Source organism: Luteimonas fraxinea (genome assembly GCF_021233355.1).
In the GTDB taxonomy this organism is placed as follows: domain Bacteria; phylum Pseudomonadota; class Gammaproteobacteria; order Xanthomonadales; family Xanthomonadaceae; genus Luteimonas; species Luteimonas fraxinea.
In genome coordinates this window covers 2150389-2162919 of the sequence record NZ_CP089507.1, presented here as the reverse complement: position 1 = coordinate 2162919, position 12531 = coordinate 2150389, and the positions used below count along the sequence as shown (strand labels likewise).

The following is a 12531-nucleotide window of genomic DNA, read 5'->3' as shown; positions in this document are numbered from 1 at the left end:
GCCGATCCCTATATCGAGGTCGAGACTAGGCGGTATATGCAGCGGTCTTCCAATGCCAATCCGGTTGCACTGATGCACAATCGGCATCATGGAGCTCAACTGGATCGAAGACTGCCTCGCCTTGGCGGACACCCTCAACTTCCGCCGCGCGGCTGAAATCCGTCATCTCACGCAACCGGCTTTCAGCCGTCGCATCCGTTCGTTGGAAGCGGGGGTGGGCACCCCTTTGTTCGAACGGTCGCGACAGGGCGTGCACCTCACACCAGCCGGTATGGCGTTCCGCGAACGCGCGGGTGCGCTCTCGCGTTCGATCCATGCGGCACGCAACGAAGCACTGGATATCGCAGGCCTGCGCCGGCCGCCGCTGGTCTTCATCTCGACCCACGCGCTGTCTTTCACCTTCTTTCCGTCGTGGATCCACAAGGCGCATCACGACCCGCGACTGGGCGCGTTCCAGCTGGTATCGGACACGCTGCGCGCCAGCGAACGCCTCATGCTCGAGGACGGCGCGCAGTTCATGCTCTGCCACCATCACCCGCGCATGCGGTTGCTGCTCGACTCGACACGTTTCACATCCGTCGTTGTCGGCCGCGATGTCCTGCAGCCCTTCAGCGCGCCGGATGCGACAGGCCGTCCGATCTGGAAGCTGCGCGCCACGGGCAAGGCCATTCCGGTGCTGTCCTACAGCGATGATTCCGGACTCGGGCGCATCCTGGCCAGTGACGCGCAACTCGCGTCGTTACGGTCGCGGTTCGCGGTGAAGTTCACGTCCGATCTCGCGGCGACGTTGCGGCAGATGTGCAAAGCAGGCGATGGCATCGCCTGGCTGCCACGCACGCTGGTCGAAGAGGATCTGCACACCGGTGCACTGGTCGAGGCCTCATCGAAAACAGTCCACGCGATTCCAGTCGATATCTGCCTGTTCCGCAATCGCGCGCAGCTCGGGGCAGAGGCGGAGAGACTATGGGTGGCGTTGAGTGCTGCGGATTGATTGACGCGACTCCACGTCTCGGCCGCCACGATCCAGCCTGCCCCCGCTTCCATCCACTCGTGCAGCCGCGTACCCGGTCCAGGCGGGGCGCGATCTCCAGTTCTGATGCCAGTGGCGGATGGCGCGCCCGGGGAAATCCGCGCCTCCGGTCTGCCGCGCCGCATCTCGCCAAGCCCCCGGCGATGGCACAGACTACGCGCCTCACCTCGACCGGTTGATCGACATGCAGGCTTGGCTGCGACGCAAGGACATCAACCGGATCACCGAGCATGAGGAGGGTCGTCGACTGGTCCGCACGCTCGGCTGGCCGCACCTGATCGCGCTCGGTATCGGCGCCATCGTCGGCACCGGCATCTACACGCTGATCGGCGTCGGCGCCGACAAGGCCGGGCCCGCGGTGCTGCTGTCTTTCATGATCGCGGGCGTGGTCTGCGCCTGCGCCGCGCTGGCCTACGCCGAGCTGTCGACGATGATACCGGCGGCCGGCAGCGCCTACACCTACAGCTATGCGGTGCTCGGCGAGGCGATCGCCTGGGTCGTGGGCTGGAGCCTGATTCTCGAGTACTCGCTGGTGGTGAGCACCGTCGCAGTCGGGTGGTCCGGCTACTTCGTCGGCTTTCTCGAATGGCTGCAGACGAACTTCGGCTGGAACGTCACCCTGCCTGCGGCGCTGGCCGCGGGGCCGCATGCCGGCGGCGTGCTCAACGTGCCGGCCATCGTCATCACGTTCGCGGTTGCCGGTCTGCTGATCGCGGGCACGCGCGAGAGCGCCACGCTCAACGCGATCCTGGTGGTATTCAAGCTGATTGCGCTCGGCGTGTTCATTGCGGTTGCGCTGCCGGCGTTCGATGCGGCCAACCTCGAACCCTTCATGCCGTTCGGTTTTTCGAAGTCGCTCGGCGCAGATGGCGTCGAGCGCGGGGTCATGGCGGCGGCCGCCATCATCTTCTTCGCGTTCTACGGCTTCGATGCGATCTCCACCGCGGCCGAGGAAACCAAGAACCCCGGACGCGACCTGTCGATCGGCATCGTCGGCTCGATGGTCGGCTGCACCATCATCTACATGCTGGTCGCGCTGGCTGCGGTCGGTGCGATGAGCTTTGCGGTGTTCGGCAAGAGCGCCGAGCCGCTGGCGCTGATCATGCGCGAGCTGGGCCATCCCACCGCTGCGCTCGCGATCGGCGTGGTCGCGATCATCGCGCTTCCCACCGTGCTGCTCGCGTTCTTCTACGGCCAGAGCCGCATCTTCTTCGTCATGTCGCGCGATGGTCTGCTGCCGCGTGGCCTGTCGAAGGTCAACCCGCGCACCGGCACGCCGGTGGCGATCACGCTGTTCACCGCGGTGCTGGTCGCCGCGCTCGCGGGTGTGGCGCGGCTGGACGAAATCGCCGCGCTCGCCAATGCCGGCACGCTGGCCGCGTTCACTGCGGTGGCCGTCTGTCTGCTGGTCTTGCGCCACCGCGATCCCGACCGTCCGCGCGTGTTCCGCACGCCACTGGCGTGGGTGGTGGGACCGGTCGCGATCCTCGGCTGTCTGTACCTGTTCTGGAGCCTGCCGTCGCGCACGCAGCTGTGGTTCCTGGCGTGGAACGTGCTCGGCGTCGTGGTGTATCTGATCTACTCGCGCCGCAACAGCGTGCTGGCGAAGGGCGGCGTGGCATAACGCCTCACGCCGGGGTCCCGCGATCGCGCCGCTGGCCGATCGCGGGTCGCCGACTCAGTCGGTCTTGCGTCGCCGCACCGGAATCGCCGCCGCATCGAAGCGCGCCAGTTCTTCCGCGCCTTCGCGGATCGGCGCACCGTGCGGCGGCGACCACGCCATCGCGGTGATCCACTCCCAGCTGGCCGGCAGGCCCTCGGCCGTGCGGAACTGTTCGTAGTGCGACGCGGCGGCAGCGAAGCGCGCGCGCCCCGTCAGCGCGCGACGCCGTTCGGCGAGCGCGTTGGTCGCACCGATCGCACGCTGCTCGCGCATCAGCGCGGTCATGTCCGGATGCCAGTGCACGGCGACATCGCGGTCGACGACGGGATTGCGGAAGCCCGCGCGCATCAGCGCGTCGCCGAATTCTGCGATCGAGGCGAACGGGCTGACGTGCGGCTGCGCGTCGGCGACGCCGAAGGACTCGCGCAGTTCGATCAGCGTCTGCGGCCCGAACGTCGACACCAGCAGAAGGCCGTCCGGCTTGAGCACGCGACGGAAGCCCGCGAACGTCGACGGCAGGTCTTCCACCCACTGCAGGCACAGATTGGAGAACAGCACGTCGACGCTGTTGTCGGCGAACGGCAGCAGGCGCAGATCGGCGCACACGCGGTCGACGGGCTTCTGCAGGCCAAGACGATCGCGCCAACCGGTGCGCACCGGCGCCTGCTGCAGCATCGACAGGGAGAGATCGACCGCGACGATGCGCGACTTCGGCCAACGCTGCCGCATCGCCAGCGCGGCATGCGCCGGACCACTTCCGACATCGAGCACGACGCCCGGCACGCGGTCGTCGAGATACTCCAGCGATTCGAGCAACTGCGCTTCCACGCCGCGTTGCAGGGCGGCGGCGCCGGCATAACTCGTCGATGCGCGCGAGAACGCGCGGCGGACCTGGCGGGGATCGAAAATCGGTTTCATGGTGCGTTGAGAAACTCGAGCAGCCGCGCGGCGACCGCGTCGGCGTGGGTCAGGAATGGCGCGTGCCCGGCATGCGCGACGGTGTGGGCGACGGCGCCGTTTGCGAGTGCGGCCGCGGCGTCCATCGCGCGTGGATCGACGAGGCGGTCGCGACGGCCGGACATCCACAGGCTGGGCACCACCAACGCGGGCAGATGTGCGCGCAGATCGGATTTTTCCAGCAGGCCGAGACCATCGGCGAGCACATGCGCAGCCGGCTCGCCGCGCGCGAACACTTCGGCGCGCAGCGCGCGCAGTTCGCTGCGCGCATCGTCGGAACCGAACGCCTCCAGCGCGATGAAGCGGTCCAGCGTGCCGCGGTAGTCGCTGCGCAGACCCTTCGCGAAATCGCGGAAGATCTCCGGCGACATGCCATGCGTCCAGTCGGTGCCGCGCACGAAACGCGGGCTCGCGCACAGCATCACCAGCGCGGGCACGCGATCGGGATGCAGCGCGGCGGCCTGCAATGCGATCAGACCACCGAGCGACCAGCCGAGCCACGGTGCGGGTGGTAGCACATCGACCAGTGCATCGACGACGGGATCGATCGCCAGCGGCAAGGTGCTGTCGCGGCTCAGGCCGTGGCCCGGCAGGTCGACGAGATACAGCGTGCGCTGCGACTCGAGGCGCTCACGCAATGCAGCGAACACGCCGCCATGCATCGCCCAGCCGTGCAGCAGCACCAGCGGTGCGCCCGTGCCGGCCACTTCGATGTGCAGGCCGTGCGGATTGTCCAATGTGTTCATGCGCCCTTGTCTCCACGCAACGCCTTCGTTCGACGCGCGCTGCCGGCCGCGGGACGTGCGACGACGATCGCGAACGCCACGATGCCCAGCGTCACCACCACCGCGCCGATCAATGCGCGGCCCTGCGGCCACGCCTCCTGCAGGAACAGCGCACCGAGGAACGCCGCGAACAGCAACTCGGCCGCCTGCATCGCCTCGGCGGCGCCCAGCGCGACCGGGTTGTGGCGGACCATGCCGGTCGCCTGGAAGAACAGGATGGTCGCGATCACGCCCGCGCTCAGCGCCACGCCTGCGGCCAGCCACACCTGCGACATCGACGGTGTGCCGGCCTCATGCCAGGCGAACGCCGCGACCAGCAGCCACAGCGGCTGGCTGGCGAGCGTGAGGCCGAACACGCGCTGGGTGGCGTTGAGGTCCTCGCCGGTGCGTTCGAGATGCAGCAGCAACAACCGATTGCCGAGCGGATACGCGACCGCCGCGGTCAGCACGCAGAGCAATGCGATCCAGCCCGCACGATCGAGCCCGGGGCTCCCGTGACCGAACTGCATCAGCAGGACGCCGACGAGGATCGCTGCGGCGATGCCGAGTGCGGCAGGCGGCACGCGGCGGCGCGCATCGCGATACAGCAGCGGCGCGCACAGCATGCCGGCGATCACCGTGAACTGGAAACTGCCGGCGACCAGCCACGCCGGCCCGCTAGACGCCGCGAACGAGAGCATGCAGTAGAACAGCAGGAAGCCGATCGCACTGCAGCGCAGCCACCCCCAGGGATGCGCGGCGATCGCGCGCAGCACCGGCTTCGCACCGCCCTGCAACGGCATCAGCGGCAGCAACAGCGGCAGGGTGATGAAGTAGCGCAGGCACGCCGTCCACGCCCAGTGGCCACCGCCGCTCGCGCTGGCGCGGTTCAGCACATACGTCATGGTGAAGAACAACGCGGATGCGAGTGCGATCCCGACCGCGAACAATGCGCGGCGGGCGTCGTGTTGCGGATCGATCATGGTGTCGAGACGGCGGGTGCGGCTGCAGATGCCTGCGGCAATGCATCGCGCGCGGCGGCGAGTGCATCGACCAGCGCATCGACGTCGGCATCGGCATGCGCGGCGCTGAGCGTGACGCGCAGGCGTGCCTGGCCTTCCGGCACGGTGGGCGGGCGGATGGCAACGACCCAGAACCCGGCCGCGTCCAGCGCGCGTGACAGTGCCAGCGCCGTTGCGTTGTCGCCGCAGCGCAGCGGCTGGATCGGCGTGTCGGACGGCATCAGATCGAGACCACGACGCTGCGCGCGAACGCGGAAGCGTTGCACCAGTGCGGTCAACCGTTCGCGGCGCCAGTGTTCCTGACGCGCGATCCGCACCGCGGCTAGCGCGGCGCCGGCGATCGCAGGTGGCAGCGCGGTCGTGTAGACGTAGGGACGCGCGGTCTCGGCGAGATGGCCGATCAGATCGGCATCGCCCGCCAGCACCGCACCGCAACCGCCGAGCGCCTTGCCCAGCGTGACCAGCTGTAGCGGCACCGCGTCGATGTCGAGCCGCGCATCGGCGACGCTGCCGCGGCCGTCGGGACCGAGCACGCCCACACCGTGTGCATCGTCGACGTACAGCAGCGCCTGCTGCACGCGCGCGACGATCGCCAGTTCGCGCAGCGGCGCGACATCACCGTCCATGCTGAAGACACCGTCGGTCGCGAGCACCGCGGCGCCGTCGGGCACGGTGCGCAGCTGGCGCAACGCACCCTGTGCATCGGCATGCGGATAGCGGCGCAGACGACAGCCGGCGAGCCGCGCGGCATCGATCAGGCTGGCGTGGTTCAAGCGGTCCTGCACGCAGGCATCGCCTTCGCCGAGCAGTCCTTGCAGCACCGCGAGATTCGCAGCGAAACCGCTGCCGAACAGCAACGCGGCGGGCACCTGCAGCCAGTCTGCGATCTCGCGTTCCAATGCGTCGTGCAGGGCGTGATGGCCGCTGACCAGATGCGAGCCGCCACTGCCGGCGCCGTGCAAGGCCGCAGCATCCTGCAGCGCGCCGGACACCTGGTAGTGCGAAGCGAGGCCGAGGTAATCGTTGCCGCAGAAGTTCAGCAGCCAGCGCGCGTCGCGGCCGGCGTCGAGCACTTCGCAGCGCATGCCGTCGCGACGCGCGACCGTGCGCCGGACGCGACGCGCCTGCGCCTGCGTACGGGCATCGCGTGCGTTGCGCGCACGCGTGCGCAGATCGGGCCGCTCAGGCGCCACGGCCGGCCCAGATCGCCAGTGCGCCCATTGCGATCGCAGGCAGAAGCACCAGTCCGTTGATCGCCACACCGATGCGAGCTGGGCGATCGAGCTGCATCTGCTCGGCTTGGCGCGCATCGGCAACGCTCTTCTGCGCGAGTGCCAGTACCGAGACGAACAACAATCCGGCGAAGCCGAAGTGCACGCCTGCATCGCGGAAGTAGAGCAGAACGCCCCACGCAAGCACTGCAACTGCACCGAGCCGGAGAACCGCTGGCACCTTCGCTTCGCCCGCGCGCAGCGCAAGCGCGAATCCGCTCAGGCCCACCAGCGCCAGCAGCACCAGATAGGCCCAGGCGAACCACGGAATCATGCGGCGAAGCTCCGCGGGTGCTGCGGCAGTTCGATGATGTCGACGTGGGCGGTGCCGGGGTGATCGTGATGCTCGGCGTCCACATGCACCTGCATCGGCCGCAGGCCCAGACGCGCGAACAGCGCCATGTCGCGCTCGGTATCCGGATTGCCGGTGGTCAGCAGCTGCTCGCCGTAGAAGATCGAGTTGGCGCCGGCGAGGAAACACATCGCCTGCAGCTCGTCGCTCATGTCCTGACGGCCGGCCGACAACCGCACCATCGAACGCGGCATCAGGATGCGTGCGACCGCGATCGTGCGGACGAAATCGAAAGGGTCGATTTCCGCGGTGCCGTGCAGCGGCGTGCCTTCGACCTGCACCAGACGATTGATCGGCACCGAGTCCGGATGCGAGGGCAGATTCGCCAGCGTGCGCAGCAGGCCGGCGCGCTGGCGCCCGGTCTCGCCCATGCCGACGATGCCGCCGCAGCAGGTCTTGAGGCCCGCATCGCGCACGTGCTCGAGCGTGGTCAGGCGATCCTGGATCTCGCGGGTCTGGATGATCGAGTCGTAGAACTCGGGATCCGTATCGAGATTGTGGTTGTAGTAGTCGAGGCCCGCGTCCTTCAGCGCGCGCGCCTGGTCGCCGGTCAGCATGCCGAGCGTCGCGCAGGTCTCCAGACCCAGCGCCTTCACCTCGCGGATCATCGCCGCGACCTTCGGCACATCGCGATCCTTGGGTGAGCGCCAGGCGGCGCCCATGCAGAAGCGCGTGGCGCCGGCGGCCTTGGCCTGACGGGCATTCTCCAGCACCGCGTCGGTCTCCATCAGCTTCGTCGCCTGCACGCCGGTGTGATAGCGCTGCGCCTGCGGGCAGTAGCTGCAGTCCTCGGGGCAACCGCCGGTCTTGACCGACAGCAGCGTGCTGACCTGGACCTCGGCCGGATCGAAATGCTGGCGGTGGACGCTGGCGGCGCGGAACAGCAGTTCGGGCATCGGCAGCGCGAACAGCGCTTCGATCTCGCTGCGCGACCAGTCGTGACGAAGGGGAATGGGCTGGCCGGCGGCTTCGCGGGCGTGGCTGACAACGGACATGGCGATCTACCGACGGTGACGGCGGGACAAGCCCGGCAGTCTGGAAAGCATGCCCGGCGCTGTCAACCAGAATCCACCCGGCCCGGTTGACGGGCGTTGGCGTCACTGGCTTCGCAGCCTGCTGCATACCGCGCTGCCCGGCCGCTGTCTGGTGTGTCGCGAGCCCGGCGCAGCGGGCCGCGATCTCTGCCCGGCCTGCACCGCCGCGCTGCCCTGGATGCCGCATGCCTGCGCGCGCTGCGCGCAGCCGCTGCCCACGCTCGATCCGGTCTGCGGCGCCTGCCTGCGTCGCCCGCCGCCTCTGGACACGGTGATCGCCGCATTCGATTACGGATTCCCCGTCGACCGGCTGCTGCCGCGCTTCAAGTTCCATCGCGATCTCGCCGCCGGTGCCCTGCTCGGCGACTGTCTGGCCCGCGCGACGTCAGGTGCGGCGCGCCCCGCTGCGCTGGTGCCGATCCCCCTGCACACCGCGCGACTGCGCGCGCGCGGCTACGACCAGGCGCTGGAACTCGCGCGCATGCTGGCGCGACGTCACGACCTGCCGCTGCGCACCGATCTCCTGCGGCGCGTCCGCGCGACCGCGCCCCAGTCGCGGCTCGATGCGAAAGCGCGGCGACGGAATCTGCGCAATGCGTTCGCGGTCCAGCGCATGCCCAAAATGCCTGCACACGTCGTGCTGGTCGACGACGTCATGACCACCGGCGCGACGCTGCACGCCGCCGCGATTGCGCTCCGACGCAACGGCGTACAGCGCGTGGAGGCATGGGTCTGCGCGCGCGTGCGATAGGAGTCACGACGTGCTGGCAGGCGTCGACACGCGCTCGATCAGGAACCTCCGCAGGTCCTGCGAACTGCACGGCCGGCTGATCAGATAGCCCTGCGCCTCATTGCATTTCCAGCGGCGCAGCAGTGCCAGCTGCGCCTCGGTCTCGACGCCCTCGCCCACCGTGCGCAGGCCGAGCTCCGCGCCCAGCATCACCAGCGTGCGCACCAGGCGCGCGCGACGCCCGTCGGCTTCCATGCCGTCGATCAGCGAGCGGTCGATCTTGATCGCTGTCGCGGGCAGCGCATTGAGATAGGCGAAGTTGCTGTAGCCGGAACCGAAATCCTCGAGCGCGATCGAGAAGCCCAGGGTGCGCAAGGTCTGCAGCTGCGACACCACGGCCTCGCCCTGCAGCCAGTGGCCTTCGGTGATCTCGAATTCGATCCGGTCGGGCTCCACGCCGTACTGCTCGGTCAGCGCGAATGCGCGTTCGACGATGCGGCCGTCCTCGAGGTCCGCGCCCGCGAGATTGATCGACACGCCGATGCGGTGCCCGAGTGCATCCCAGTCCGCCAGTTGCCGCAGTGCCTGCTGGATCACCCACTGGCTGACGCGCGGCATCAGGGTGGTGGTCTCGATGATCGGCAGGAACTCGTTCGGCCCGACGGCTCCGAGCGTCGGATGCTCCCAGCGCAGCAGCGCCTCGACCCATGCCACCTGGCCGGTCGCCAGGTCCAGCCGGGGCTGGTACGCAAGATGGAACTGCTGCTCATGCAGCGCCGCGTCGACCTGCGTCGCGAGCGTGTGCTGCCGACGCAGACTCGCATCGCGTGCTGCTTCGTAATGCGACCATGGCACGCCGCGTTCGACGGCGGCATGCAGCGCGGTCACCGCCATACGCATCGCATCGTCCTCGCTGTCGCCATCGAAGGGCGCGAGACCGGCGTGGAAGCTCGCGGCCATGTCGAGACCGTGCGTGTGTACCGGCATCGTCACCCGCTTGCGCATGGCCGATAGCAGGCCGAGCAGGCCATCGCCATCTTCGTCCGACAGGAAGAACGCAAAGCGCGCCACGCCCACGTGGTACAGCGGTGCGTCGACGGGCAGCAGGTCCGCGATCCGGAACGCCGCCTGCCGCACGATGGACTCGGCAGGCCCCGGACCCAGTGCCTGGGTCAGTCGATTGGACGCACCCGACTCCAGTACGTCGATGACCACCAGCTGCATGCTGCCCAGCATCGACCGACGTTTGCGTATCGCGAGATCGGCCGACATCTGCTGCCGGTTCGGCAGGCCGGTGATCGGGTCGCGCCGACCGATCATCCGCAGCAGCTGGATCTGGTTCACGGCGAGATCGGCGAGCGTGCGCAGCGCGATGTGCTGCGCGTCCGACAGGCGCCGCGGTTCGAAATCCACGACGCACAAGGTGCCGACACTCACGCCGGTCGAGAGTGTCAGCGGCGCGCCCGCGTAGAAGCGCATGCCGTCTTCGGTGACGGTGCGGAAATTCGCGAAGCGCGTGTCCTGCGAAAGGTCCTCGACCTCGAACACGCCCTGCGACTCGATCGCCACCGCGCACACCGAGATCTCGCGTTCCGTTGCCTTGAGATCCGTGCCCACGGTCGAGATGAAACGCTGTTCGAACTCCTCGACGACCGTGATCAGCACCATCGGCGCGCCCAGCGCCTGCGCGGCCAGTTGCGTGATGCGATCGAGATCCGGTGCGCCCTGCAGTCCCAGCAGATCGAGACTGCGGATCAATGCCAGGCGGTCCGCCTCGTGTTCGATGTGTGCCATCCGTCCGCTTCCCTGTCCTGACGTCGAATCTGCGCAACCGTCTGTCGTGACGAGATGACGGATGCGACATCACGCGGATGCCCGGCGACCGCCGCCATCCCGGCCGCGATCACCACGTCCGTCGAAGGCCCCCTGTCCCCCAGCCCTGACTCGCCTGCCGAGCTTGCCACGACAGGGCGCGCGCCGCGACCGGCGGGGCGTGACAGGGCCGTTTCGAAGATTCTGGGCAGGCCTGGTGCCCTACGGAAGCATGCTTCGATTCGTGAGTAGCGAGCCGTGAGCGGGAGATCGGAGAGGACATCGCGTCGCGCGCGATTTGTGTTGCTGATGCGTGACCCGCTGTACGGCGCACTCGCGACACGCGACGTTCGCGCCAGCGGCCCGATCCGTCAGCGCATCAACACCGTCATCGGCGGCAAGGCGTAATGCGCCGCGATGCCGGCGAAAATCGTCATGCCGACCCAGTGGTTGTGCAGGAACACGCGGAAGCAGGCGTCGCGATCCCGAAATCGCGCGACGAAGAATTCCCAGACGACGAGCAGTGCGGCGATCGCAAGACCAAGCCAGTAGTTCGGTCCGAGCCCCGCCTCACGTCCGACCAGCGCGAGCGCCGCGAACGCCAGCGTGTAGAGCAGGCCCTGCGCGACCAGATCGAGATCGCCGAACAGGATCGCCGTCGACTTCGCACCGGCGCGGATGTCGTCTTCGCGGTCGACCATCGCGTACCAGGTGTCGTAGCCCGTGGTCCAGAAGATGTTGGCCACGAACAGCACCCAGCCGATCGGCGGCACCGTGCCCTGCACGGCCGCGAACGCCATCGGAATCGCCCAGCCGAACGAGATGCCCAGATACACCTGCGGCAGGTAGGTGTGGCGCTTGAGATAGGGATAACTCGCCGCGAGAAAAATGCCGACGACGCTCATCGCGACCGTCAGCCAGTTCATCGTCAGCACCAGCGCGAACGCGACCAGCATCAGCACTGCGAACAGGAGCAAGGCCTCGCGTCCACGCACCGCGCCGCTTGCGAGTGGCCGGTCCTTGGTGCGTTCGACATGCGGGTCGAGCCAGCGATCGGCGTAATCGTTGATCACGCAGCCCGCAGAGCGCGTCAGCCAGACGCCGGCACTGAACACGAACAGCGTCCACAGCGGCGGCACGCCCTCGGCTGCGATCCACAGCGCCCACCATGTCGGCCACAGCAGCAGCAACCACCCAATCGGCCGATCCCCGCGAACCAGCGCCCAGTACTGCCGCAGGCGCTCGCGCCAGCGTGGGACTTCGGGTAGCGCCCAGTACTGCCGCAGGCGCTCGCGCCAGCGTGGGACTTCGGGTTCGGAGAAGCGTTCGTAGTCGTGCATACGACGAGAGGATATCAGCGACAAGCCACCTGACTGGCAGAGTCAGAACGCCCCTGACAATCAGCATCCGCAGTCCCAGCGCACCTCGCTACTGGAGATCTCGACGCGGCGGTTCAACGCCAGGCATTCCACCAGCGCATTGGACGATACGTCTCTACGGCCAACGACTTCTTCGGCTGAAATGGCTGTACCCCGCACACTGGGTGCAACCCCGACTTTCACAACCGGTTGGGCACGGCGCGAAGACAGACCCACGGCGCAGGTCGTACTTCCGATGCTGTCGGCATAGCCGCTCATCTTGATGTGCTGCATTTGGCAGGCGGCGCTCGCTCTACCGATCAGCACCCCCAGCTGGCCTCATGGTTCCCATGGCTGAGGGGAATGCTTCGGAGCGGGCGGATTGATCAGCGCCCGCGAGCGCTAGGAATACCGTTACCTGCGGTCGCCGCGTTGCCGTGGTCGAAACGCGGCAGGACGCTGTCTCCCGCGGGAAAGGCCAAGATTCGCTCGACTGAAGGAAGCAGTCGATATCGATTCGACACACTCAATCCGACTG

At 68.1% G+C, this 12531-nt stretch carries 11 protein-coding genes; 3 read left to right on the top strand and 8 right to left on the bottom strand.

The genetic code is table 11. The features are described from left to right. Positions 1-88 precede the first annotated feature (88 nt). Both LU699_RS09645 and LU699_RS09640 read left to right on the top strand, forming a co-directional pair. Positions 89-991, top strand: a complete 903-nt coding sequence (locus tag LU699_RS09645; RefSeq protein ID WP_232136782.1) for a LysR family transcriptional regulator — start codon at positions 89-91, stop codon at positions 989-991. A gap of 223 nt (positions 992-1214) precedes the next feature. Further along, a complete protein-coding gene (locus LU699_RS09640; protein ID WP_232136781.1) occupies positions 1215-2654 on the top strand; it encodes an amino acid permease in 1440 nt (479 codons plus the stop codon). A 54-nt stretch (positions 2655-2708) separates the two neighbouring features. On the opposite strand, the gene bioC is transcribed toward LU699_RS09640, so the two are convergent. From bioC to bioB, 6 genes are read right to left on the bottom strand one after another with little or no spacing between them, the layout of a single operon-like run. Then, a complete protein-coding gene (gene bioC / locus LU699_RS09635; RefSeq protein WP_232136780.1) occupies positions 2709-3611 on the bottom strand; it encodes a malonyl-ACP O-methyltransferase BioC in 903 nt (300 codons plus the stop codon). Next, a complete protein-coding gene (gene bioH, locus LU699_RS09630) occupies positions 3608-4369 on the bottom strand; it encodes a pimeloyl-ACP methyl ester esterase BioH (RefSeq protein ID WP_232136854.1) in 762 nt (253 codons plus the stop codon). The genes bioC and bioH overlap by 4 nt, the downstream gene beginning before the upstream one ends. 23 nt (positions 4370-4392) lie before the next feature. Continuing rightward, positions 4393-5397, bottom strand: a complete 1005-nt coding sequence (locus LU699_RS09625; RefSeq protein WP_232136779.1) for a multidrug resistance efflux transporter family protein — start codon at positions 5395-5397, stop codon at positions 4393-4395. After that, positions 5394-6668 (bottom strand): 8-amino-7-oxononanoate synthase, encoded by a 1275-nt coding sequence (gene bioF, locus LU699_RS09620; protein ID WP_425491218.1) that lies wholly within the window; start codon positions 6666-6668, stop codon positions 5394-5396. Before bioF ends, LU699_RS09625 begins: the two co-directional genes overlap by 4 nt. Then, complete coding sequence (locus LU699_RS09615; protein WP_232136778.1) at positions 6619-6981, bottom strand: hypothetical protein; 363 nt, start codon at positions 6979-6981, stop codon at positions 6619-6621. The genes bioF and LU699_RS09615 overlap by 50 nt, the downstream gene beginning before the upstream one ends. Further along, entirely contained in the window at positions 6978-8054 is a 1077-nt protein-coding gene (gene bioB, locus LU699_RS09610) for a biotin synthase BioB (protein ID WP_232580146.1), read from the bottom strand. The genes LU699_RS09615 and bioB overlap by 4 nt, the downstream gene beginning before the upstream one ends. A gap of 49 nt (positions 8055-8103) precedes the next feature. Here bioB and LU699_RS09605 point away from each other — a divergent pair, with 49 nt between their 5' ends. Further along, a complete protein-coding gene (locus tag LU699_RS09605) occupies positions 8104-8844 on the top strand; it encodes a ComF family protein (protein WP_232136775.1) in 741 nt (246 codons plus the stop codon). A gap of 3 nt (positions 8845-8847) precedes the next feature. On the opposite strand, the gene LU699_RS09600 is transcribed toward LU699_RS09605, so the two are convergent. Then, a complete protein-coding gene (locus LU699_RS09600; protein WP_232136773.1) occupies positions 8848-10617 on the bottom strand; it encodes a putative bifunctional diguanylate cyclase/phosphodiesterase in 1770 nt (589 codons plus the stop codon). A 389-nt stretch (positions 10618-11006) separates the two neighbouring features. After that, complete coding sequence (gene ubiA, locus LU699_RS09595; RefSeq protein ID WP_232136772.1) at positions 11007-11975, bottom strand: 4-hydroxybenzoate octaprenyltransferase; 969 nt, start codon at positions 11973-11975, stop codon at positions 11007-11009. Positions 11976-12531 lie beyond the last annotated feature (556 nt).